Origin of the sequence: Micromonospora noduli (assembly GCF_003264475.1) — a bacterium.
In the GTDB taxonomy this organism is placed as follows: domain Bacteria; phylum Actinomycetota; class Actinomycetes; order Mycobacteriales; family Micromonosporaceae; genus Micromonospora; species Micromonospora noduli.
The window spans coordinates 89,448-112,066 of the sequence record NZ_PYAC01000033.1 but is presented as its reverse complement, the minus strand read 5'-3'; the positions used below and the strand labels follow the sequence as shown (position 1 = coordinate 112,066).

Here is a 22,619-nt window from a genome sequence, read left to right as displayed (position 1 = left end):
AGGTGCGGACGAGCCGTGACCAGGGTCAGGGCTGGGGTGACCGTCCCCGGCGCAGGGGTCCAGCCTGACCGCCCGGAGCCGGGGACGGTCGCCCCAGCCCCCACCGCGAGCAGAGACCGCCGTACCCCCGGGAAAGCGGGATACGGCGGTCTGGCGTGGTACGGCGGACCCTCAGGAACCGGGGGTGTTGTTGGCTCCCTTGGCGGTGGCCGCGAGGTAGTCGCGGTTGAGCCGGCCGATGGTGTTCAGCGGGATGCCCTTCGGGCAGGCCGGGGTGCATTCGCCGGCGTTGGTGCAGCCGCCGAAGCCGGCCTCGTCGTGCGCGTCGACCATGCCGATCACCCGGGTGTAGCGCTCGGGCTGGCCCTGCGGCAGCAGCGAGAGCTGGGTGAGCTTGGCGGCGGTGAAGAGCATGCCGGAGCCGTTCGGGCAGGCTGCCACGCAGGCGCCGCAGCCGATGCAGGCCGCCGACTCGAAGGCGGCGTCGGCGTTGGCCTTGGCCACCGGGGTGGAGTGGGCTTCGGGTGCGCTGCCGGTCGGCGCGGTGACGTAGCCGCCAGCCGCGATGATCTTGTCGAAGGCGCTCCGGTTGACGACCAGGTCCTTGACCACCGGGAAGGCGCTGGCCCGCCACGGCTCGATGTCGATCGTCTCGCCGTCCTTGAACTGCCGCATGTGCAGCTGGCACGCGGTGGTGCCGCGCTGCGGCCCGTGCGCGTCGCCATTGATCATCAGGCCGCACATGCCGCAGATGCCCTCGCGGCAGTCGTGGTCGAACGCCACCGGGTCCTCGCCAGCGAGGATCAGCCGCTCGTTGAGCACGTCGAGCATCTCCAGGAACGACATGGCCGGGGACACGTCGTTGACCGGGTAGGTCACCATCCGACCCTTGTCCTCAGGGCCCTTCTGGCGCCAGATGCGCAGGGTCAGGTTCACTTGTAGCTCCGCTGCGTGGGGTGGACGTATTCGAACTTCAGGTCTTCCTTGTGCAGCACCGAGGGCTCGCCGTCGGCGGTGAACTCCCAGGCCGCCACGTACGCGAACCGGTCGTCGTCGCGCTGCGCCTCACCGTCTGGGGTCTGGTGCTCGGCCCGGAAGTGGCCGCCGCAGGACTCCTCGCGGTGCAGGGCGTCGATGCACATCAGCTCGGCCAGCTCGAAGAAGTCGGCCACCCGGCCGGCCTTCTCCAGCGACTGGTTGAGTTCCTCGCCGGTGCCGGACACCTTGACCCGCTGCCAGAACTGCTCGCGCAGGGCACGGATCTCGTCGATCGCCTTGCGCAGCCCGGCCTCGCTGCGCTCCATGCCGCAGTGTTCCCACATGATCTGGCCCAGTTCCCGGTGGAACGAGTCCACGGTCCGGTCGCCGTCGACAGCGAGCAGCCGCTGGACGCGGTCCTCGACGTCGGTGCGCGCCTCGACGGCCGCCGGGTGGCTGGCGTCGACCTTCTCCAGCGGACCGGAGGCCAGGTAGTTGGCGATGGTGGTGGGCAGCACGAAGTAGCCGTCGGCGAGGCCCTGCATCAGCGCCGAGGCGCCGAGCCGGTTCGCGCCGTGGTCGGAGAAGTTCGCCTCGCCGATCACGAACAGGCCGGGGATGTTCGACTGGAGGTCGTAGTCGACCCACAGGCCGCCCATCGTGTAGTGCACGGCGGGGTAGATGCGCATCGGCACCTCGTACGGGTCCTCGCCGGTGATCCGCTCGTACATCTCGAAGAGGTTGCCGTACTTGGCCTCGATGGCCTTGCGGCCCAGCCGGCCGATCGCGTCGGCGAAGTCGAGGTAGACCCCGAGCTTCGTCGGCCCGACGCCCCGACCCTCGTCGCACACGTTCTTCGCGGCGCGGGAGGCGATGTCGCGGGGGACCAGGTTGCCGAAGGAGGGGTAGATCCGCTCCAGGTAGTAGTCCCGCTCGTCCTCCGGAATGTCCTTCGGGCTGCGGTCGTCACCCTTGGTCTTCGGCACCCAGACCCGGCCGTCGTTGCGCAGCGACTCGCTCATCAGGGTCAGCTTCGACTGGTGGTCGCCGGAGACCGGGATGCAGGTCGGGTGAATCTGCGTGTAGCAGGGGTTGGCGAAGTACGCGCCCTTGCGGTGCGCGCGCCAGGTGGCGGTGACGTTGCAACCCTTGGCGTTGGTAGAGAGGTAGAAGACGTTTCCGTAGCCGCCGGAGGCGAGCACCACGGCGTCGGCCATCTCGGTGCTGATCTCGCCGGTGACCAGGTCCCGGACCACGATGCCCCGGGCCTTGCCGTCCACCAGGACCAGCTCCAGCATCTCGTGCCGGGCGTTCATCTCCACGTTGCCCAGGCCGATCTGCCGCTCAAGGGCCTGGTACGCGCCGAGCAGCAGCTGCTGGCCCGTCTGGCCCCGGGCGTAGAAGGTGCGCTGCACCTGGGCGCCACCGAAGGAGCGGGTGTCGAGCAGGCCGCCGTACTCGCGGGCGAACGGCACCCCCTGGGCGACGCACTGGTCGATGATGTTGACCGACACCTCGGCGAGCCGGTGCACGTTCGACTCCCGGGAGCGGAAGTCGCCGCCCTTGACGGTGTCGTAGAAGAGCCGGTGCACGGAGTCGCCGTCGTTGCGGTAGTTCTTCGCCGCGTTGATGCCGCCCTGTGCCGCGATGGAGTGCGCCCGCCGCGGGCTGTCCTGGTAGCAGTAGGACTTGACGTGGTAGCCCTGCTCGGCCAGGGTCGCGGCGGCCGAGCCGCCGGCCAGGCCGGTGCCGACCACGATCACCGTCATCTTGCGGCGGTTGGCGGGGTTGACCAGCTTGGCCTCGAAGCGCCGGGTCTCCCAACGCTTCTCGACCGGGCCGGCGGGAGCCTTGGTGTCGGCGATCGGGTCGCCCTCGGTGAAGAGTTCCATGTCAGGACACCAATCCGGTGAGTACGGCGAACGGGACCACCAGGTACCCGGCGCAGAGCAGCACGGCGAAGATCAGAGCCGCGGTACGCGCCCTGCGCTCGCCCCGGGGCGTCTGCTGGCCGAGGCTGCGGAACGCGCTGAACGCGCCGTGGCGCAGGTGGAAGCCCACCGCGAGGATGGCCAGCGTGTAGAAGAGCGTGACGTACCAGCGCTCCGGGGCGAAGTCGGCGACGACGTTGCCGTAGGGCTTGCTGGCGTCACCGACCGGGTTCAGCGCGCCGGTGGTCAGGTCCAGCAGGTGGTAGATCACGAAGAGCAGGATGATCACCCCACCCCAGCGCATCGTGCGGGCCGCGTAGCTGCCGTTGACCTTCTTGCGGTGGGCGTACTTGACCGGGCGGGCGGCGCGGGCCCGTCGGGCCAGCACGGTGGCGGCCACGATGTGGGCGACGACCGCCACGACCAGCACGGTGCGCAGGATCCAGAGGAACCAGACGCCGGGCAGCAGTGGCTTGCCGATGTCGCGCAGCCAGTGCGCGTAGTGGTCGAACGAGGTCTCCCCCGTGAACACCTTCAGGTTGCCGAGCATGTGGGCGATGAGGAACAGCGCCAGCAGGATGCCCGTCACCGCCATGACGGCCTTGAGGCCGACGTTCGAGCGGATGGGCGACCGAGTCTTCGTGATTACCACAGGACCGACGCTAGGAGCACTTTGATCAGTCGTCCAATGCATCAAACTCGCAGTGTTGATAGCCGTAGGCTATGTAGATGCAGCTCCATCAGCTCCGGTACTTCGTCGCGGTGGCCGAAGTACGACATTTCACCCAAGCCGCCGACCTCGTGGGCATCACTCAGCCTTCTCTCAGTAAGCAAATTCACGCTCTGGAGGCCGACCTCGGAGCACCACTGTTCGAGCGGGTAAGGGGCAACATCGCACTCACCGCGGCGGGTGAGGTGCTGCTGCCGTTGGCCACCCGGATCCTCGCCGACGTGGAGACCGCGACCCGGGAGGTCCAGGAGTTGGTCGGGCTGCGCCGGGGCCGTGTCCGGCTCGGGGCCACCCCCAGTCTGGCCACCTCGCTCGCCCCGCCCGTGCTGCGCCGCTTCCGCGACGCGCACCCCACAGTCGACCTGCGCGTCGAAGAGGGCGGTTCGCAGGACCTGGTCCGCGACCTGCTCCGCGGCGACCTCGACCTGGCCCTCATCATCATGCCGGCGCAGGGGGCCGACCCGGGGCTGCAGGTCGACCCGATCCTGCGCGAGAGCCTGGTGGTGGCCTCCGTGGGGGAGGTCGCCACCGCGTCGCTGACCGGGGAGCTGCGCATCACCGACCTGCGGGACCAGCCGATGGTGATGTTCCGGGAGGGGTACGACCTGCGCGACGCGACCATCCAGGCGTGTCGGGAGGCGGGCTTCGAACCCACCTTCGCGGTGGACGGCGGCGAGATGGACGCGGTGCTCAGCTTCGTCGAGGCAGGGCTCGGCATCGCTCTCGTGCCCGGCATCGTGCTGGCTCGCCGGCCGGGCGTGCGGATCACCCCCCTCGCCCCGCCCGGGGTGCGCCGGACCATCGCGGTGGCCCGCCGGCGCGACGTCGTACCCACCCACGCCGGTCGGGAGCTTCGGCGCATCCTGCTCGACTACGTGCAGTCCGCGATCGACGAAGCAAAGCTGCCCCCCGGGGTCGAGCCTCGTTGAGGGGGTGGGTGTCGGGCTGGGCTCACGCACCGATGTGCCCCGGCGACCGTCGGCTGAATGGTTCGTATCGCCCAGCCGACCGTTCGGCGTTGATCATCCCGTTCGTCCTTGCTGGGTTAAATCAACCTTAAGCTCGGGATATAGGACTCGATGTCCGATCACGTCACCTAAAGTGGAGCCTTGCACGGGTCAAATTACTCATTCATCTCGTAACAGCTCACCGGCGGGCATTTCGCCGGCAGGGAGGCTAGACATGAGGATCCTGGTTACCGGCGGCGCTGGCTTCATCGGGTCGCATTTCGCGCGCAGTCTGCTCGGCGGACGCTACGTCGGGTTCGAACACTGCGACGTCACGGTGATCGACAAGCTGACCTACGCCAGTGATCGGGCTAACCTGCCGGCCGCGCACCCCCGCCTGACGTTCGTCCGTGGGGACATCTGCGACCGGCAGTTGCTCGCCGACCTCGTGCCAGGGCATGACGCGGTCGTGCACTTCGCCGCCGAGTCGCACGTCGACCGGTCCATCGACGATCCGGCGCCGTTCTTCGAGACCAACGTGATGGGGTCGCACCACCTGATGTCCGCCTGCGCGCGTGGCGGGGTCAGCCGGGTCGTGCACGTCTCCACCGACGAGGTGTACGGCTCGATCAACGAGGGCTCCTGGAACGAGTCCTGCGTGCTGGAACCCAACTCCCCGTACGCGGCATCCAAGGCGGCCAGCGACCATGTGGTCCGCTCCTACTGGCGCACGTACGACGTGGACGTCTCGATCACCCGCTGTGCCAACAACTACGGGCCGTATCAGCACGTGGAGAAGGTCATCCCGCGCTTCGTCACCAGCCTGCTCAACGGTCAGGACATCACCCTGCACGGCGACGGCAGCGCGGTGCGCGAGTGGCTGCACGTCGACGACCACTGTCGGGCCATCGCGCTGGTGCTGGCCAAGGGCCGCGCCGGCGAGGTCTACAACATCGGCGGCGACCTTGAGCTGACCAACCGTGCTCTCACCGAGCGGATCCTGCGGCTGTCCGGCGCGGGCTGGGACCGGGTCCGGCACGTGCCCGACCGCAAGGTGCAGGACCAGCGTTACTCGCTGGACTTCCGCAAGATCTCCGAGGAACTCGGCTTCGAGCCGCAGATCCGGTTCGAGGACGGGCTGACCGAGGTCTTCCACTGGTACCGGGAGAACCGGGCCTGGTGGGCGCCCACCGCCACGGAGCCCCGCAGCGCGGCGCTGACCAGCTCGGTACGCGGCGTTCCGGCCAGCCGGGCGCTGTCCGTTCAGGCACGCTGACTGGCCCGCGACCCGGCCCGGCCGACGTGGCCGGGCCGGGTCAGCGGCCCTCGGCGTCGTCCATCGCCCGGTAGATCCGCTGCTCGGAGACGGGGTACGGAGTGCCCAGCGCCTGGGCGAAGACGTTCACCCGTAGCTCTTCGATCATCCAACGGATCTGCCGGACGGCCGTCTCCTGGCGGCGGGCCGGCGACAGGTTGGCGAGCAGGTCGGCGTACTCCTTCTGCACCACAGCGATCCGGTCCTGCTGCTGGCGGTCCCGCTGTGGGTTGCCGCCCAGCCGCTCCAGCCGACGCTCAATGGCGGTGAGGTAGCGCAGCAGGTCGGGCAGGCGCGCGTACCCGGTCTCGGTGATGAAACCGGCGTGCACCAGCCCGGCGAGCTGGCTGCGGATGTCGGCCAGCGCCGCCACCACGGCGAGGTTGCGGGTCGCACCGAGCCGCTGCTCGACGGCGTACGCGGCGGCGAGGACCTTGCGGACCCGGTCCATCACCTCGACGACGGTGTCGACCAGGTCGGCGCGAACCTTCTCGCGCAGGGCCGCGAAACCGTCGGCGTCCCACGCCGGCCCGCCCGCCACACCGATCAGCCGGTCGATGGCGGCGCCCGCCGCGTCCTCGATCAGCTCCTGCACACCGCCGTGCGGGTTGCGGCTCAACGCCAGCTTCGCCTCGTTGTCCAGCCGACCCTGCAGGAACCGCGCCGGGGACGGCACGGTGAGCCGCAGCAGCCGGCGGGTGCCGGCCCAGTGCGCCGCCTCCGCCTCGGCGGGGGAGTCGAACACCTTCACCCCGACCGTGGCGCCCTCGTCGACCAGCGCCGGGTACGCGGTGACCGCGTAACCGGCGCGGACCTGCTCGATGGTCCGGGGCAGCGTGCCGATGCTCCACTCGCGCAGCCCGGTACGGGCGACCTCCGGTGCGGCGGCCGCCACCACCTGGCGTACCTCCTGGCGGAGTTGGCGTTGCAGGGCCGGCAGATCCTTGCCCTCGGCGACCGGCTTCTCGTCGTCGCCGAGGACCCGGAAGGTCACCCGCAGGTGCGCCGGGAGCTTGCCCGGCTCCCAGGCGTCGCGGGGCACTGTCACCCCGGTCATCCGGCGCAGCTGCCGGGTGAGCGCGTCCAGCAGCGACTCCTCGCCGGGAGTGATCGCCGCCAGGGCGGCCCGGGCGTAGTCCGGCACCGGGACGAAGTTGCGGCGGATCGCCTTGGGCAGCGAGCGGATCAGCGCGATCACCGTCTCCTCGCGCAGCCCCGGCACCTGCCAGTCGAAGGTCTCCGCCGGCACCTGGTTGAGCAGCGGCAGCGGGATGTCCACTGTGACGCCGTCGTCCGGCGTGCCCGGCTCGAACCGGTAGGTCAGCGGCAGGCGCACCCCGTCGGCCTGCCACTCGTCCGGGTAGTCGTCCTCGTCCACCCCCGGCCGACCGTCGTTGATCAGCAGGTCACGGGTGAAGGTGAGCAGGTCGGGTTGCTCGCGGCGGGTCTTCTTCCACCAGCTGTCGAAGTGCCGGCCGGAGGACACGTCGGCCGGGATCCGCTGGTCGTAGAAGCCGAAGATGGTCTCGTCGTCGACCAGGATGTCCCGGCGTCGGGCCCGGCTCTCCAACTCCTCGATCTCGGCGAGCAACCGTTTGTTGTCCGCCCAGAACTGGTGGTGGGTCTGCCAGTCGCCCTCGACGAGGGCGTGCCGGATGAACAGCTCCCGGCTCAGCGTCGGGTCGATCCGCCCAAAGTTGACTTTGCGGGAGCTGACCAGCGGGACGCCGTACAGGGTGACCTTCTCGTAGGCCATCACCGCGGCCTGCTTCTTCTCCCAGTGCGGTTCGCTGTAGCTGCGCTTGACCAGGTGCTGCGCCAGCGGCTCGACCCACTCCGGCTCGACCCGGCCGGCGATGCGCCCCCACAGCCGGGAGGTCTCCACCAACTCGGCGGCCATCACCCAACGCGGCGGCTTCTTGAACAACGCCGACCCGGGGAAGATCCCGAACTTCGCGCCCCGCGCCCCCAGGTACTCGTGTTTCTGGGCGTCCTTCAGGCCGATGTGCGACAACAGGCCGGGCAACAGAGACTGGTGCACCTTCGGGGTGTCGATCTCCTCCGGCAGGTCCGCGCCACCCCGGCGGCCTCGGCCGGCGTCCGCGTCGTCCGAGCTGTCGCGCGCCGGCCGCCCGCCACGCCGGTCACCCTCCTGCGGGGTACGCAGCACCTGGCGCAGCTGGCTGACGATGTCCTGCCACTCGCGGATGCGCAGGTAGTTCAGGTACTCCGCCTTGCACATCCGGCGGAACGCGCTGGAGGACAGCTCCCGCTGCTGCTCGCGCAGGTAGCGCCACAGGTTGAGGAAGGCGACGAAGTCCGACTCCTTGTCGGCGAACCGGGCGTGCGCCTGGTCCGCCTGGGCCTGCTTCTCCGCGGGCCGCTCCCGCGGGTCCTGGATGGAGAGCGCGGCGGCGATCACCAGCACCTCGGTGGCGCAGCCGTTGCGTTCGCCCTCGACCACCATCCGGGCCAGGCGCGGGTCAACAGGCAACTGGGCCAGCCGCCGGCCGAGCGCGGTGAGCCGCTTCGCCGGGTCGGCCTCGGTCGGGTCCAACGCGCCCAGCTCGTGCAGCAGGTTCACGCCGTCGGTGATGTTGCGCTTGTCCGGTGGGTCGATGAACGGGAACGCGGCGAGGTCGCCGAGCCCGATCGCGGTCATCTGGAGGATGACCGACGCCAGGTTGGTCCGCAGGATCTCCGGGTCGGTGAACTCGGGCCGGGAGAGGAAGTCCTGCTCGTCGTAGAGGCGGATGCAGATGCCGTCCGACGTACGACCGCAGCGGCCCTTGCGCTGGTTGGCCGACGCCTGGGAGATCGGCTCGATCGGCAGCCGCTGCACCTTGAGCCGGCTGGAGTAGCGGGAGATGCGGGCGGTGCCCGGGTCCACCACGTACTTGATGCCGGGCACTGTCAGCGAGGTCTCCGCGACGTTGGTGGCGAGCACCACCCGGCGCGAGGAGTGCGCGGCGAAGACCCGGTGCTGCTCGGCGGAGGACAGCCGGGCGTACAACGGCAGGATCTCGGTGCCGAGCAGCGAGCGCTTCTTCTGCACCAGCTTGCCCAGCGCGTCGGCGGTGTCCCGGATCTCCCGCTCACCGCTGAGGAAGACCAGGATGTCGCCGGGGCCCTCGGCGGCCAACTCCTCGACGGCGTCGCCGATCGCCTGGATCTGGTCGCGGACGGTTTCCTCGTCGCCGTCGCCGTCGCCGTCCTCCTCGCCCTCGGCGAGCTCGACGAGGGGCCGGTAGCGCACCTCCACCGGGTAGGTACGCCCCGAGACCTCGACCACCGGCGCGGGCACGCCCTCCGGCTCGTCGGCAGTGGGTGGCCCGGCGAAGTGCCGGGCGAACCGGTCGGTCTCGATGGTCGCCGAGGTGATGATCACCTTGAGGTCGGGTCGTCGGGGCAACAGCTCCCGCAGGTACCCGAGGATGAAGTCGATGTTGAGGCTGCGCTCGTGCGCCTCGTCGATGATCAGCGTGTCGTACTGGCGCAGCATCCGGTCGGTCTGCAACTCGGCCAGCAGGATGCCGTCGGTCATCAGCTTCACCAGACTGCGCTCGCTGACCTGGTCGGTGAAGCGCACCTTGTAGCCGACCACGTCGCCCAACTCGGTGCCCAGCTCGTCGGCGATCCGGTCGGCCACCGTCCGGGCGGCCAACCGCCGGGGCTGGGTGTGCCCGATCAGGCCGTGCACCCCGCGCCCCAACTCCAGACAGATCTTGGGGATCTGGGTGGTCTTGCCGGAGCCGGTCTCGCCCGCCACGATCACCACCTGGTGATCGCGGATGGCAGCGGCGATGTCGTCCTTGCGCTCACTGACCGGCAAGCCCGCCGGGTACGTGATCACGGGCACCGCCGCCTGCCGGGCGGCAAGCCGTTGCTCGGCCCGGACCAGGTCGGCGGTGATCTCGGTCAGCGCCGCTTCCCGACGCTGCGGGTCGCGCAGCTTGCGGGCACCGTCCAGTCGCCGCTGGAGCCGGCGCTGGTCGCGGAACATCAGAGGTGTGAGGCGGCGGTGCAGCTCGCGAACGGGGTCGGACGCGACGGAGGCGGTTGGATTCTGCATGTCGTGCCCAAGGATAGGCAGCCGGGCGGCGCACCGCCCCTGGGTTACCGAGCGACCGGCTCCCCGACGGCCACCTCCGGTCCCTTGACGGCCACGAGCGGGCCCTAGAGTTGGCGGCCGACATCGAGCGCTGGGGGAGCCGGATGGAGATGCGCGACACCGACCGTGCGTTGGTGCAGGCCGCCACGGCGGTCTCCAAGCTGCGCTGCCGCAGCCAGCACCACACTGTCGCGTCGGCGGCCCGGACCGCGGACGGGCGGGTCTTCACCGGCGTGAACGTCCAGCACGCCACCGGAGGGGCCTGCGCCGAACTTGTCGTGATCGGCACGGCCGCCACCCAGGGCGTCACCGCGCTGGAGACGATCGTCACGGTCGCCGACCGTGGCCGCGAGATCGTCGCGCCCTGTGACCGGTGCCAGCAGGTGCTACGGGACTACTTCCCGGAACTGCGGGTCGTCGTCGGCCCGATGGACGCCCTGCGGGTGGTCCCGCTCGGTGAACTGCCGGCGGAGGCCGGCAGCGGCTCGGCCGGCTGACCGGGCCCGGATCAGTCCCCGGAGGCCGCCTCCAGCATCGACTGCGGCACCGGCACGCTCTCGAACCGCAGGGTGCCCTCCGGAAGCAGCCACGACGTGACCCGCGCGACCAGTCGACCGGCCCGCACGGCGGGGTCGTTGGCGAACAGCGCGCGTGCCTCGTCCGGGGCGATGGACAGCACCACGAAACCCCTCAGCTGCTCGTCGTCGGGGTGCAGGAACGGGCCGGCCGCGAGCACCAGCCCCTGCTGCACGAGGCCCGCCTGGTGGGCCAGGTGCGCGTCCCGCAACCGGTCGATCGCGTCCTGCGGCAGGTCCGGCGGGTCCGACGGCCGGGTCAGCAGGACGACCGTGTGCTGGTCGAATCGCATGAGCCAACCCTAGGTGCGCCGCCCTCTTCGCGCGGGCGTCTGCCCTGCTCAGCCTGTCGCGGATCGATAAGTGCCAGTTAGGTGCCCCTCAACTGAGCGGCTAAGGTTAGGCGAACCTAAGCGTGAACATGCAGGAGACTCGTGACCACCCTCACCACCCGGCCGACCCCGGCCCGCAACCGGTCCGGCACCCGCACCGGCCGCCGGGTGGCAGTCACCGTCGGGGCCGCGCTGGTGCTGCTGCTCACCGTGCTGGCCAGCTTCGCGCTCGGCAGCCGACAACTCGGCGTCGACCAGGTCTGGCACGCGCTCGTCGCGCCGGACGGCGGCGACGCCAGCACCATCGTCCGTGAGCTGCGGATGCCCCGGACCGCGCTCGGCCTCGCGGTCGGGCTCGCGCTCGCCGTGGCCGGGGTGCTGTTCCAGGCGCTCACCCGCAACCCCCTCGCCGAGCCGCGCATCCTCGGCATCAGCGCGGGCGCGTCGTTCGGGGTGGTGCTCGCGATCTCCGTCTTCGGCGTCGGCACGCTCGCCGGGTACGTCTGGTTCGGCATCGCCGGGGCCCTGATCGCCGGGCTGCTGGTCTTCGCCATCGCCACCCGCGCCCGCGAGGGCGCCAGCCCGGTCACCCTCGCGCTGGTCGGCGCGGCGCTCGACGCCAGCCTGGCCTCCGGGGTGTACGCGCTGCTCAGCATCGACGCCCGCACCTTCGAGGAGTACCGCTTCTGGGTGGTCGGCGGGCTGGCCGGACGGGACCTGTCGGTCGCCGCACAGGTGCTGCCGTTCGTCCTCGTCGGGTTGGTGCTGGCCGCCCTGGTGGCCCGGGGCCTGGACGCGCTGGCCCTCGGCGATGACGTGGCCCGTGGTCTCGGCCACCGGATCGGCCTGGTCCGCCTCGGTGGTGGCCTCGCCGCCGTGCTGCTGACAGGTGCCGCGGTGGCCGCCGCCGGACCTGTCGCGTTCGTCGGGCTGGCCGTGCCGCACCTGGCCCGCGCCCTGGTCGGCGCGGACCACCGCTGGACCCTCGCCGTCTCCGCCCTGCTCGGGCCGGCGCTGCTGCTCGCCGCCGACATCGTCGGTCGGCTCGTCGCCCCGCCCGGCGAGATCCCGGCCGGAATCGTCACCGCGCTGATCGGCGCGCCACTGCTGGCCGTGCTGGTCCGCCGCGCCAAGGTGGTGACCGCGTGACCACCACCCGCCGTCCCTCCGGCCCCGCTGACCCGACCAGGCCGGCTGGGTCCGCTGGCCTGTCGACCGTCGCGGCCGCCGGCCCGCCTGGTGCCGACGGTGCTCGGCTGTCCGGGCGGTCGCTGCTGCGGGTCGGCCCGGTCAGCCTGCTGATCCGCCGTCGCGCGGTACTGGTGGCCGCCGTGCTGACCGTGCTGCTCCTGCTGGCCGTCGTGCTCAGCCTCTCGCTGGGCACCCCGTACGTCGCCCCGGCGGACGTGCTGCGCGCCCTGTCCGGAGCTGGCACCCCGTACGACCTCGTGGTCTTTGATCTTCGGCTGCCGCGGGTCGTGCTGGCGGCCGTGGCCGGCGCCGCCTTCGGCGTGGCCGGCACGCTGATCCAGAGCGTGGCCCGCAACCCACTGGCCAGCCCGGACGTCATCGGCATCACCCAGGGCGCCGGCCTCGCCGCGACCGTGGCCCTGACCAGCGGAATGGCCGCGGTGCTGGTGGCGCCCACCGCACTGGTGGGCGGGCTGCTCGCGGCGGTGCTGCTGTTCGCCCTCGGTGCCCGGCACGGGCTGGCCGCGCAGCGGTTCGTGCTCGCCGGGGTGGCGGTCGCGTTCGGCTTCCGGGCGCTCACCGAGGTGGTGATGCTCACCGCCGATCCGATCGACGGACTGCGCGCGCAGATCTGGCTGATCGGCACCCTGGCCGGCAAGGGCTGGACCGAAGCCGCCTGGATCGCCGGCACGCTGCTGGTGCTACTGCCGGTGCTGGCCTGGGCCGGCTGGGCGCTGAACAGCACCGCCCTGGACGACGACACCGCCCGGGGCGTCGGGCTGCGCCCGGTGGCCCGTCGGATCGGCCTCGCCGGCACCGGCGTACTCGTCGCCGCGATGGTCACCGCCCAGGTCGGCGCCGTCGACTTCGTGGCGCTGGTCGCCCCGCAGGTGGCCCGTCGCCTGGTACGCGCCGAACGACCGCCGCTGGTCTGCGCGGCGCTGCTCGGCGCCCTCCTGCTGGTGCTGGCCGACCTGGCCGGCCGGCGCCTGTTCGCACCCACCCAACTACCCGCCGGTGTGCTGACCGCCGCGATCGGCGGCCCGTACCTGATCTTCCTGCTGCTGCGTGGCCGGCGGCGGTCGTCGTGACGCCTCAAGGAGTCGTGTGATGCTCTCCACCCGCGACCTGGTCGCCGGCTACGACGAGCGAACCGTGCTCGACGGGCTCGACCTCGACCTGCCCACCGACGCGTTCACCGTGATCGTCGGACCCAACGCGTGCGGCAAGTCCACCCTGCTGCGCACGATGGCCCGGCTGCTCACCCCCCGCCGCGGCACGGTGCTGCTGGACGGCACCGCCATCCGCGACCTGCCGACCCGGGAGGTCGCCCGCCGCCTCGGCGTCCTGCCGCAGAGCCCGCTGGTGCCCGAGGGCGTCACTGTGGCGGACCTGGTCGGGCGCGGCCGACAGCCCTACCAGCGGTGGTGGCGGCAGTGGTCGTCGGAGGACGGCGCCGCGGTGGACCAGGCGATGGCGCTCGCCGACGTCACCGACCTGGCCGACCGACCGGTGGACAGCCTCTCCGGCGGTCAGCGGCAACGAGTGTGGATCGCCATGACCCTCGCCCAGGACACCGACGCCCTGCTGCTGGACGAGCCGACCACCTTCCTCGACCTGGCCCACCAGGTGGAGGTGCTGGACCTCCTGCACCGGCTGCGCTCCGAGCGGGGCCGCACCGTGGTCGCCGTCCTGCACGACCTGAACCAGGCCGCCCGCTACGCCGACCACCTGGTCGCCATGCGCGCCGGCGCGGTGGTCGCGGCCGGCCCGCCCCGGGAGATCCTCACCGCCGACCTGGTCCGCGACGTCTTCGGGCTGGCCTGCGTGGTCGTGCCCTGCCCGGTGACCGGCGCGCCGCTGGTGGTGCCCGCGTACACCGGTGGCAACGCTCCGGCTGTGAAAGACCCCGATTCGTCGACGGCGTCCGTGCCGGACGCCCGACCCTCCACCGGCGACGCGGCCAACCCGCTCGCCGGCTCGCACCCCTCGAAAGGACTCTGATGCGTCGTCTCGTCGCAGCTCTCGCCGCGGCCGTCGCCCTCGGCGCCGGCCTCACCGCCTGCGGTGAGAGCGACCCGGTCGCCGGCTCCACCACCGGGGACACCCGGGAGATCACCCACGCCATGGGCACCACCAAGGTCCCGGCCGAGCCCAAGCGCGTCGTCGTGCTCGACACCGACAAGATCGACACGGCGCTCTCGCTGGGCATCACGCCCGTCGGTGCGGCCACCGCCGGTGAGGCGAAGAGCTGGCCCACCTACTTCGGCGCGGACAAGCTCGCCGGCATCAAGGAGGTCGGGGTGCTCACCGAGCCCGACCTGGAGGCGATCAACGCGCTGAAGCCGGACCTCATCCTCGGCAGCAAGTTCCGCCAGGAGAAGTTCTACGACGAGCTGGCCGCCATCGCGCCGACCGTGTTCACCGAAAAGGTGGGCATCACCTGGAAGGACAACCTCCTCCTCGACGGCAAGGCGCTCGGCCGCGAGCAGCAGGCCAAGGATCTGCTCGCCACGTACGAGAAGCGGGCCAAGGACTTCGGTGCGACGCTCGGCGACGCCGCCGCGCGCAAGGTCTCCATCGTGCGGTTCCTGCCCGGCAACATCCGGGTGTACGGCCCGGACTCGTTCTCCGGCATCGTCATCGGCGACACCGGCCTGGGCCGCCCCGAGCGGCAGCTGCTCGCCAACAAGGAGGACAAGCGCTTCGACCTGGTCAGCCCCGAGCGGATCAACGAGGTCGACGGTGACGTCATCTTCGTGACCGCGTACGGCGACAAGGCCGCCGCCGAGCAGACCAAGGTCGCGGGCGGGACGCTGTGGAAGGGCCTCGGCGCGGTCAAGGCCGGCAAGGCGTACCCCGTCTCCGACGAGGTCTGGATGACCGGCATCGGCGTCGGCGCCGCCAACAAGATCCTCGACGACCTGGCCAAGTACCTCCCCGCCGCCTGACACACCGCCCGCGCACCCGCGCCGTTCCTTCCAAGATCCGCGCAAGTTCGGTGAAACTGCTGCCTCGCGAGCTGTTCAGGCAACAGGATCCCCGAAGTTGCGCGGATCTTGGTGTGTCTGGGTCCCGAGGCAGAGTCAGCGGGAGCGGGACCGGAGGGCTTGACGAAGTTCGGCGAGGAAGCCGTCGAAGTCCTCGCGGAACCGCTTCGCGGTGACGTGCAGGACGATCCAGTCCTCACCGAGCAGTCGGTTGAGGCGGCGTCGGTCTCGATGGAACTGGTCGGGATCGTCATGCCACAACCCGTCGTACTCGACGGCGACCTTGAGGTGTGGCCACGCCAGATCGAGACGGGCCAAGAACCTCCCATCGCGCTCCACCACGAACTGCGTCACAGGCGTCGGCACCCCGGCGAGCACTATCCGCACGCGGAGCCGGGACTCTGGGATCGACTCCGCGCCCGCGTCGGCCAGCTCAGCCACGCGCGCCATCCGCTTCCAACCCCGGTTGCCGATCCATGTTCGGGAGTCCGCGCGCAGTTGAGGTAGCGCCACCAGCCGTTGGTTGGCAAGGCGATCCACGACGGCGACGGCGTCCTCCGTTGGTAGCCACTGGGCCAGGTCCCAACAGGTGCGCGTCGGCGTGGTCACCGGGATGCCCTGACGTACCGCTACGTCGGTCGCGGCGATCGCACCGGTGTGCACGACGAGCCCTGAGACCGGACCGAACCGCGTGCCAGCGGGCACGAGCACATCGATGGGCTCATGGTCGGCGACCGACGCCGCGCCGTACAGCGCCGCCGCACTGCGACCAGCGATCGCTGCACCCGGTGGCAGAACCCACCGTGCCGCGGCGGCACAACGAGTGCGGTGGGTGACCGCCAGCCGGGCATCGGCGTAGACATCCCGGAACAGCGGACGCCACGCCCTGCTGCGCAGCTCCGTCCGGGTCAACAGGCCTTGGGCAACGACGCGGGAGCCGCGAAAGACGCGTCCCTGCAGGCTCGCCGGCCGTCGTGGGGGAACAGGCATGACAGACACCATGACCGGCGTTCGCATTCGCCCGCAGCCCCTGTGGATAACCCTGAACCAGGGCCGGAACGCCAAGATCCGCGCAACTTCGCTGTTCTTGCTGCCTTCTCGCGACGCGAGACAGCAGCATCCCTGAAGTTGCGCGGATCTTGGGCGGATGGAGAGCGATCTTGCCGGGCAGGCGCGTGGAGGGCGTGGGGCGTGGGGCGTGGAGGTGGGGTTAGGCGGCGGTGGACCAGATGGCGCGGAAGGCGGCGGCCTCGCCGGAGAGCCATCGTTCGATCTGGTCGGGCTTGGCATCGGTGGGCATGCGGTGGGCCAGGCCGCGGCGGACGTCGACCAGGACCGGCTCGGCGTGCGGGAGCACCGCGTCCATGTGTCGGGCCATCAGGTGCAGGGTGGCGAGCACCGACTCCTCGCTCGGTGGGGCCTCGTCGAAGTGCAGGCGGACCGCTTCGGCGCGGCCGTCGGCGTGGCGTACCCCGAAGTGAGGGTTGATCTTGACGGGCAGGTCGCCGAGCATGGCCAGGGCGTCACGGGTCTGGGCGAGATCGACGGCGGTCGGCTCGCCGAGCGAGTGCAGCCAGGTCGTGGCACCGGGGACGAGCGCCTGGTAGAGCGGGCGCCATCGTGGCTTGACGATGTCGGCCACCCCGGCCAGGTGGGTGCCGCCGGTGTGGAAGGCGATGTCGGCCTTGAGCGCCTTGACGAACTGGCCGTGCGGGTTGAAGCCGGACCGGCTGGCGCGCTGCTTGCGCAGCCCGCCGACGAAGGTCGCCTTGGTGGGGCCGGTGCGGTCGACGTAGCGGGTGAAACCGAGCAGTGTCGCGTAGGGGGTGAGGGGCGTGGAGGCGGGCGCGGTCACGGGCGTCCTCCCGGATCGTAATCCTGCAGGTCAGGAACTCGATTAGTACATACATTCTAATCGACAGGTCTGACATCGCCCAGCCAAAGAAGGGGTGCGGAAGACGCGACAAAGGGGGCCGTCCGGCGTACGGACGACCCCCTGTCGAGGCGCTCGCTAGAGCTGGCCGACGTCGGTGATCCGCACGACCGCCGCGCCGACCTCGTCCGAGGCCACCAGGTCGATCTCGGCGCTGATGCCCCAGTCGTGGTCGCCGTCCGGGTCGTCGAAGATCTGCCGTACGGTCCACCGCTCCCGGCCCTGCTCGATCATGAGCAGCGCCGGACCGCGGGCGTCCGGCCCGACCCCGATCGAGTCGTACGCCTCGAAGTACGGCGCCAGGGCGTCGGCCCACGCGTCGTAGTCCCAGCCGTCCTCGGCGTCCAACTCGGCGAGCAGGTCCCAGCGGCGTAGAGCGGCCAGCTCGACGCGTCGGAACAGCGCGTTGCGCACCAGCACCCGGAACGCCCGCGCGTTGCGGGTCACCGCCGGTGGCCGATCGGTCAGGGCGGCGTGCGCCTGGGCCACCTCGGCCACGTCGGACGGGTTGCGCAGCCGCTCCCACTCGTCGATGAGACTGGAGTCGACCTGGCGGACCAGCTCGCCCAACCACTCGATGAGGTCGATCAGTTCCTCGGTCTTGGCGTCCTCGGGCACGGTCTGGCGCAGCGTCTTGTACGCGTCGGCCAGGTAGCGCAGGACGAGACCTTCCGAGCGGGTCAGCCCGTAGAACTGCACGTACTCGGTGAAGGTCATGGCCCGCTCGTACATGTCGCGGACGACGGCCTTGGGGGAGAGCTGGTGGTCGGCGACCCAGGGGTGCCCCTGCCGGTACATCTCGTACGCGGCTTCCAGCAGCTCGGCCAGGGGCTTCGGGTGGGTCACCTCGTCGAGCAGTTCGAGGCGCGCCTCGTACTCGATGCCCTCGGCCTTCATGGCGGCGACCGCCTCGCCGCGCGCCTTGAACTGCTGCGCGGAGAGGATCTGCCGCGGGTCATCGAGGATCGACTCGATCACGCTCAACACGTCGAGCGCGTACGACGGGGACTCGGCGTCGAGCAGCTCGATGGTGGCCAGCGCGAGGGGGGAGAGCGGCTGGTTGAGGGCGAAGTCGAGCTGGAGGTCGACGGTGAGCCGGATCCGCCGGCCGGTCTCGTCCGGCTCGGGCAGCTCTTCGACGACCCCGCCGGCACGCAGAGCCCGGTAGATGGCGATTGCGCGGCGGATGTGCCGGCGCTGCGCGGCGGGCTCCTCGTGGTTGTCCGTGAGTAGGTGCCGCATCGCGGTGAACGCGTCCCCGGGCCGGCCGATGACGTTGAGCAGCATCGAGTGGCTGACCTGGAAGCTGGAGGTCAACGGCTCCGGCTCGGCGTCGACAAGTCGGTCGAAGGTGGGCTGGCCCCAGCCGATCGAGCCCTCCGGTGGCTTCTTGCGGACCACCTTGCGCCGCTTCTTCGGGTCGTCGCCGGCCTTGGCGAGGGCCTTCTCGTTGTCGATGACGTGCTCCGGGGCCTGCACCACGACCCGGCCGATGGTGTCGTAGCCGGCCCGGCCGGCCCGCCCGGCGATCTGGTGGAACTCCCGGTTCTTCAGCAGCCGGGTGCGGACCCCGTCGTACTTGGACAGGCCGGTGAACAGCACGGTGCGGATCGGCACGTTGATGCCGACGCCGAGGGTGTCGGTGCCGCAGATGACCTTGAGCAGGCCGGCCTGGGCGAGGGTCTCCACCAGGCGGCGGTACTTGGGCAGCATGCCGGCGTGGTGCACGCCGATGCCGTGCCGGACCAGCCGGGACAGCGTCTTGCCGAAGCCGGCGGTGAACCGGAAACCGCCGATCGCCTCGGCGATCATGTCCTTCTCGGCGCGGGTGCAGACGTTGACGCTGGTCAGCGCCTGGGCGCGTTCCAGCGCGGCGGCCTGTGTGAAGTGCACCACGTACACCGGGGCCTGCTTGGTCTCCAGCAGCTCCTCAAGCGTCTCGTGCAGCGGCGTCATCGCGTACGAGAAGATGAGCGGGACCGGCCGCTCCGCCGTGCGCACGACGGCGGTGGGCCGCCCTGTGCGCCGGGTCAGGTCGTCGACGAAGCGGGTGGTGTCCCCCAGAGTGGCGGACATCAGGATGAACTGGGCCTGCGGCAGCTCGATGATCGGCACCTGCCACGCCCAGCCCCGGTCGGGCTCGGCGTAGAAGTGGAACTCGTCCATGATCACCTGGCCGACGTCGGCCTTCGTGCCCTCTCGCAGCGCCAGGTTCGCCAGGATCTCCGCGGTGCAGCAGATGATCGGGGCGTCGGCGTTGACGCTGGCGTCGCCGGTGAGCATGCCGACGTTCTCGGCGCCGAAGACCTCGCAGAGCGCGAAGAACTTCTCCGACACCAACGCCTTGATCGGCGCGGTGTAGAAGGTGGTCCGGCTGTCGGCGAGGGCCGCGAAGTGCGCGGCGATCGCCACCAGGCTCTTACCCGAGCCGGTGGGCGTGTTCATGATCAGGTTGGCGCCGGAGACGATCTCGATGACCGCCTCTTCCTGATGGGGGTAGAGGTCGAGGCCGCGCTCCTTCGCCCAGCCGGCGAACGCGTCGAAGAGGGTGTCGGGGTCGGCGCTTGTCGGCAGCGCGGCGGTGAGCGTCATAGCCTGTCCATGGTGCCTGGATCATGCCCCGGTACGCCAACCCGGCCTGCACCGGACCCCCGTCCGGGCGTCCCGAATGCTCCGCCGCGTCGCGGTTGGGGCGTTTCGCCGGTCACCGTCGGCGGTACAGCAGGTCGGCGACCGGCCGACCGGCCCTGATCGCTCGCCGCTCGAACTTCGTCACCGGTCGGTGCGCCGGCCGCGGTGCGAAGCCGCCGTACGCGTCCACCAGCTCCGGGTCCGCGTCGAGGGTCTCCCGCATCACGTCGGCGTACTCGGCCCAGTCGGTCGCGCAGTGCAGCATGCCGCCGGAGCGCAGCCGGGACCGCAGCAGCGTCACGTGCGCCGGCTGGATGAGCCGCCGCTTGTGGTGGCGGGACTTCGGCCACGGGTCCGGGAAGAAGACGTGCACGGCGTCCAGCACGCCCTCGGGCAAGCCGCTGACCAGGGACAACGCGTCACCCTGCGCTACCCGCACGTTGCGCAGGCCACCGCGCTCCACCAGGTCGAGCAGGTTGGCGATTCCCGGCGTGTGCACCTCGACCGCCAGATAATCTCGATCCGGGTCGGCAGTAGCCATCGCAGCGGTGCTGTCGCCCATGCCCGAGCCGATCTCCAGCACCACGGGCGCCCGGCGACCGAACAGGGCGGCCAGGTCGACGGGCACGACAGGTCCGTCCGGCACATCCAGGCCGTACGCGGGCCAGAGCCGGCTCAGCGCGTCGGTCTGCCGGTCGCTCATCCGACCCCGGCGGGGGTGGAACGTGCGGATCGTCCGGCTCGCGGGCGGGACGGCGGGGTCATGGTCGGTGGCGGTCACAGCGACCCGAGCGTACGCGACGTCGCCGGCGGATCGGATGTGATGTGCGACCGGAAATGAGAGGATCCAACTGGTACGGCAGGTCGGGTGCTCCACCGCCCGACCCGGCCGCACGGCGTCGAGAGGGGGCATCGTGACAGTGACCCGCGGCGTCGTGACCCTGTCGCTGGTGACCGTGCTGGCCGGCCCCCTGCTGGCCGCCACGCCCGCCCTCGCCACGCCCGCCCTCGCGGTGCCTGAGCCTGCCGCCGTTGCCCTTGCCGCATCCGAGCCTGCCGTCGCCGTCTTTCCCGTGCCCGAGCGGCCTGGTGCCGTTCTTGCCGTGCCCGAGCACGCTGTTGCCGTCGCGCCCGTGCAGGCCGTTGCCGTCGCGCCGGTGCAGGCCGTTGCCGTCGCGCCCGTGCCCGAGCAGGCCGTTGCTGTCGCGCCCGCGCCGCAGCCCGGAGGGCTGCCCGGGGGAGCGCCCCAACCGTCTCCGGCGGTGGACATCTTCGTCGAGGTGAGCCCCAGCACTGTGCAGCCCGGTTACCTGGTCGGCATCCGGGCCAGTTGTCGGGACAACTCGGTGGGCGCCACAGTGGTCTCCGACGCTTTCGGGGCGGTCGGCGTGCAGCCGCAGCGCGGGGTGCTCACCGCCGCGCCGATGGTCCGCGAGCGCACCCGTCCCGGCAACTACCGGGTCAAGCTGGAGTGTCGCGACGGCGAGACCGCCTCGACAATGCTCCAGGTGGTCAAGAAGATCCCCAACCAGCCGAGTCGGGGTCCGGCGACCGGCTTCGGTGGGAGCAGCGGCGGGATCACCGGCAAGCTGCTGCTGCCCGGCGGTGCGGCACTGATCATCACCGGGCTGGTCCTCGCCGTGATGGCGCTGCGCCGCCCCCGAGCCGCCGCGCGTCGCTGAGGCCCGCCATGGAGATCTTCCGCCCCACGCCGCCGCCGGCCCGTTCACGCCCGCCGTCGCCCGGTCGTCCCGCCTCGCCGCCGGCCGCTGCCCGCCAGCCGTTCGCCGGCCGCCCCGCCTCGCCTCCGGACGCTGCCCGCCAGCCGTTCGCCGGCCGCCCTGCCTTGCCGCCCGATGACGTTCGGCTGCCGCTGGACGACGATTGGGCGGACTCCGACGGCCCGCCAGGTCCCCAGCGCCCGCCAAATCGCCAGCGTCCGCCGGATCCCGACCGCCCGCCGGATCCCGACCGCCCGTCGGTGGCTGCGCGTCCGCCGACCGCCGTTGCCCCCCGGCGTAGTCGTCCCTCAGGTCGCAGCCCCTGGTCCGTACCGTTGGCCGTGGTGTTGGTGTTGGCGGGGGTCTTCGCGACGGGGGCCGGGCTGGGCCGTTCGGTAGGCCCGTTCGACCTGGCCCCGACCGGCGGTGACCGGCCGGCCCGCAGTGAGTCGGTCGGGTTGTCGGCCAGTCGCCCGGTACGCCTCTCGGTGCCGGCGATCAAGGTGACCGCGCCGGTGGCGCCCGTCGGGCAGGCACGGGACGGCTCGATCGCCGTACCGCCGCTGGAACGGCACAACGAAACCGGCTGGTACGACCGGGGGCCCACCCCCGGTGAGGCTGGCCCTGCGGTGATCGTCGGGCACGTGGACACGAAGGCCGGCCCGTCGGTCTTCTACGACCTGGGCAAGCTGCACCCCGGCGACCTGATCGAGGTGGCCCGGGCGGACGAGTCGGTGGTGGTGTTCCGGGTCGACACCGTCGAGCACTTCCCGAAGGACCAGTTGCCCGCCGAGCGGATCTACGGCCATGACGGGCCACCCGGGCTGCGGTTGATCACCTGCGGTGGGCAGTTCATCGGGGGCCGCACCGGCTACGCCGACAACGTCATCGCGTTCGCCACCCTCCAGTCCTCCCGCAAGTCCTGAGCCGACCCTCGGCCCGGCGTCAGCTCAGGAAGGCCAGGAGTTGGCGGGTGGTCTCGTCGGGGGCTTCCTCCGGAATGAAGTGCCCGGCCCCGACCGGCTCGCCGCGTACGTCGTCGGCCCACTCCCGCCAGATCGCGAGCGGGTCGTCGTAGAGCTTCGCGACCTGGCCGCGTTGGCTCCAGAGAAACAGCACCGGACAGGTGATCTTCCGGTTCCCGCGATCCGCCTCGTCCTGCTGGTAGTCCAGCGTCGCGGCGGCGCGGAACTCCTCGCAGATCGCGTGCACGGTAGCGGGGTCGCTGAACTGC

19 protein-coding genes are annotated in these 22,619 nt (G+C 71.1%); 9 read left to right on the top strand and 10 right to left on the bottom strand.

What is annotated here, in order from left to right; translation table 11 throughout:
• Window positions 1-171 precede the first annotated feature (171 nt).
• The 3 genes from MED15_RS25175 to MED15_RS25165 are packed head-to-tail and all read right to left on the bottom strand — an operon-like array spanning window position 172 to window position 3,603.
• Window positions 172-936 carry a succinate dehydrogenase/fumarate reductase iron-sulfur subunit gene (locus MED15_RS25175; RefSeq protein WP_112737111.1) on the bottom strand — a complete coding sequence of 255 codons (765 nt, stop codon included), beginning with the start codon at window positions 934-936 and terminating at the stop codon, window positions 172-174.
• On the bottom strand, window positions 933-2,870 hold the full coding sequence (locus tag MED15_RS25170) for a fumarate reductase/succinate dehydrogenase flavoprotein subunit (RefSeq protein ID WP_112584672.1): 1,938 nt from the start codon (window positions 2,868-2,870) through the stop codon (window positions 933-935). The genes MED15_RS25175 and MED15_RS25170 overlap by 4 nt, the downstream gene beginning before the upstream one ends.
• A 1-nt stretch (window position 2,871) precedes the next feature.
• On the bottom strand, window positions 2,872-3,603 hold the full coding sequence (locus MED15_RS25165; protein WP_208646722.1) for a succinate dehydrogenase cytochrome b subunit: 732 nt from the start codon (window positions 3,601-3,603) through the stop codon (window positions 2,872-2,874).
• 35 nt (window positions 3,604-3,638) lie between these two features.
• Between MED15_RS25165 and MED15_RS25160 the strand changes: the two genes are divergently transcribed.
• Both MED15_RS25160 and rfbB read left to right on the top strand, forming a co-directional pair.
• A complete protein-coding gene (locus MED15_RS25160) occupies window positions 3,639-4,568 on the top strand; it encodes a LysR family transcriptional regulator (protein ID WP_112737109.1) in 930 nt (309 codons plus the stop codon).
• A gap of 253 nt (window positions 4,569-4,821) precedes the next feature.
• On the top strand, window positions 4,822-5,862 hold the full coding sequence (gene rfbB / locus MED15_RS25155) for a dTDP-glucose 4,6-dehydratase (RefSeq protein WP_112584670.1): 1,041 nt from the start codon (window positions 4,822-4,824) through the stop codon (window positions 5,860-5,862).
• A gap of 40 nt (window positions 5,863-5,902) precedes the next feature.
• On the opposite strand, the gene hrpA is transcribed toward rfbB, so the two are convergent.
• Window positions 5,903-9,973, bottom strand: coding sequence for an ATP-dependent RNA helicase HrpA (hrpA, locus tag MED15_RS25150; protein WP_112584669.1), 4,071 nt, complete (start codon window positions 9,971-9,973; stop codon window positions 5,903-5,905).
• Window positions 9,974-10,116: 143 nt separating this feature from the next.
• On the opposite strand from hrpA, the gene MED15_RS25145 reads away from it, so the two are divergent.
• Complete coding sequence (locus MED15_RS25145; protein ID WP_112584668.1) at window positions 10,117-10,509, top strand: cytidine deaminase family protein; 393 nt, start codon at window positions 10,117-10,119, stop codon at window positions 10,507-10,509.
• An 11-nt stretch (window positions 10,510-10,520) separates the two neighbouring features.
• Here MED15_RS25145 and MED15_RS25140 read toward each other — a convergent pair whose 3' ends face one another.
• Window positions 10,521-10,880 (bottom strand): YciI family protein, encoded by a 360-nt coding sequence (locus MED15_RS25140; RefSeq protein WP_112584667.1) that lies wholly within the window; start codon window positions 10,878-10,880, stop codon window positions 10,521-10,523.
• A 141-nt stretch (window positions 10,881-11,021) separates the two neighbouring features.
• On the opposite strand from MED15_RS25140, the gene MED15_RS25135 reads away from it, so the two are divergent.
• The 4 genes from MED15_RS25135 to MED15_RS25120 are packed head-to-tail and all read left to right on the top strand — an operon-like array spanning window position 11,022 to window position 15,061.
• Window positions 11,022-12,068, top strand: a complete 1,047-nt coding sequence (locus MED15_RS25135) for a FecCD family ABC transporter permease (RefSeq protein WP_112584666.1) — start codon at window positions 11,022-11,024, stop codon at window positions 12,066-12,068.
• A complete protein-coding gene (locus MED15_RS25130; protein WP_244220573.1) occupies window positions 12,065-13,201 on the top strand; it encodes a FecCD family ABC transporter permease in 1,137 nt (378 codons plus the stop codon). Before MED15_RS25135 ends, MED15_RS25130 begins: the two co-directional genes overlap by 4 nt.
• Window positions 13,202-13,220: 19 nt before the next feature.
• The gene (locus MED15_RS25125) at window positions 13,221-14,114 is read left to right on the top strand and encodes an ABC transporter ATP-binding protein (RefSeq protein ID WP_112584665.1); all 894 of its coding nucleotides are present in this window, start codon (window positions 13,221-13,223) and stop codon (window positions 14,112-14,114) included.
• On the top strand, window positions 14,114-15,061 hold the full coding sequence (locus tag MED15_RS25120; RefSeq protein WP_112584664.1) for an ABC transporter substrate-binding protein: 948 nt from the start codon (window positions 14,114-14,116) through the stop codon (window positions 15,059-15,061). The genes MED15_RS25125 and MED15_RS25120 overlap by 1 nt, the downstream gene beginning before the upstream one ends.
• Window positions 15,062-15,196: 135 nt before the next feature.
• Here MED15_RS25120 and MED15_RS25115 read toward each other — a convergent pair whose 3' ends face one another.
• The 4 genes from MED15_RS25115 to trmB all read right to left on the bottom strand — a co-directional run bounded on the left by MED15_RS25115 (window position 15,197) and on the right by trmB (window position 20,445).
• On the bottom strand, window positions 15,197-16,090 hold the full coding sequence (locus MED15_RS25115) for a type IV toxin-antitoxin system AbiEi family antitoxin (protein ID WP_146766746.1): 894 nt from the start codon (window positions 16,088-16,090) through the stop codon (window positions 15,197-15,199).
• Between the two features lie 220 nt (window positions 16,091-16,310).
• Window positions 16,311-16,955, bottom strand: coding sequence for a hypothetical protein (locus tag MED15_RS25110; RefSeq protein WP_112584662.1), 645 nt, complete (start codon window positions 16,953-16,955; stop codon window positions 16,311-16,313).
• A gap of 156 nt (window positions 16,956-17,111) precedes the next feature.
• Window positions 17,112-19,625 carry a DEAD/DEAH box helicase gene (locus tag MED15_RS25105; protein WP_112584661.1) on the bottom strand — a complete coding sequence of 838 codons (2,514 nt, stop codon included), beginning with the start codon at window positions 19,623-19,625 and terminating at the stop codon, window positions 17,112-17,114.
• Between the two features lie 112 nt (window positions 19,626-19,737).
• The gene (trmB, locus tag MED15_RS25100; protein WP_373861202.1) at window positions 19,738-20,445 is read right to left on the bottom strand and encodes a tRNA (guanosine(46)-N7)-methyltransferase TrmB; all 708 of its coding nucleotides are present in this window, start codon (window positions 20,443-20,445) and stop codon (window positions 19,738-19,740) included.
• A 130-nt stretch (window positions 20,446-20,575) separates the two neighbouring features.
• On the opposite strand from trmB, the gene MED15_RS25095 reads away from it, so the two are divergent.
• Together MED15_RS25095 and MED15_RS25090 are read left to right on the top strand one after the other, a co-directional pair.
• Entirely contained in the window at window positions 20,576-21,346 is a 771-nt protein-coding gene (locus MED15_RS25095) for a hypothetical protein (protein ID WP_373861068.1), read from the top strand.
• Between the two features lie 299 nt (window positions 21,347-21,645).
• Entirely contained in the window at window positions 21,646-22,311 is a 666-nt protein-coding gene (locus tag MED15_RS25090; protein WP_244220572.1) for a class F sortase, read from the top strand.
• A gap of 19 nt (window positions 22,312-22,330) precedes the next feature.
• Here the strand turns inward: MED15_RS25090 and MED15_RS34340 are convergent, their stop codons facing one another.
• Window positions 22,331-22,597, bottom strand: coding sequence for an alpha/beta fold hydrolase (locus MED15_RS34340; protein WP_244220571.1), 267 nt, complete (start codon window positions 22,595-22,597; stop codon window positions 22,331-22,333).
• Window positions 22,598-22,619 lie beyond the last annotated feature (22 nt).

Excerpts from the sequence above, each read along its gene's own strand:
- hrpA (WP_112584669.1), bottom strand. The coding sequence starts at position 9,973 with ATGCAGAATCCAACCGCCTCCGTCGCGTCCGACCCCGTTCGCGAGCTG.
- MED15_RS25165 (WP_208646722.1), bottom strand. The coding sequence starts at position 3,603 with ATGCATTGGACGACTGATCAAAGTGCTCCTAGCGTCGGTCCTGTGGTA.
- MED15_RS25145 (WP_112584668.1), top strand. The coding sequence starts at position 10,117 with ATGGAGATGCGCGACACCGACCGTGCGTTGGTGCAGGCCGCCACGGCG.
- rfbB (WP_112584670.1), top strand. The coding sequence starts at position 4,822 with ATGAGGATCCTGGTTACCGGCGGCGCTGGCTTCATCGGGTCGCATTTC.
- MED15_RS25115 (WP_146766746.1), bottom strand. The coding sequence starts at position 16,090 with ATGCCTGTTCCCCCACGACGGCCGGCGAGCCTGCAGGGACGCGTCTTT.
- MED15_RS25105 (WP_112584661.1), bottom strand. The coding sequence starts at position 19,625 with ATGACGCTCACCGCCGCGCTGCCGACAAGCGCCGACCCCGACACCCTC.
- MED15_RS25140 (WP_112584667.1), bottom strand. The coding sequence starts at position 10,880 with ATGCGATTCGACCAGCACACGGTCGTCCTGCTGACCCGGCCGTCGGAC.
- MED15_RS25125 (WP_112584665.1), top strand. The coding sequence starts at position 13,221 with ATGCTCTCCACCCGCGACCTGGTCGCCGGCTACGACGAGCGAACCGTG.
- MED15_RS25160 (WP_112737109.1), top strand. The coding sequence starts at position 3,639 with ATGCAGCTCCATCAGCTCCGGTACTTCGTCGCGGTGGCCGAAGTACGA.
- MED15_RS25170 (WP_112584672.1), bottom strand. The coding sequence starts at position 2,870 with ATGGAACTCTTCACCGAGGGCGACCCGATCGCCGACACCAAGGCTCCC.
- MED15_RS25120 (WP_112584664.1), top strand. The coding sequence starts at position 14,114 with ATGCGTCGTCTCGTCGCAGCTCTCGCCGCGGCCGTCGCCCTCGGCGCC.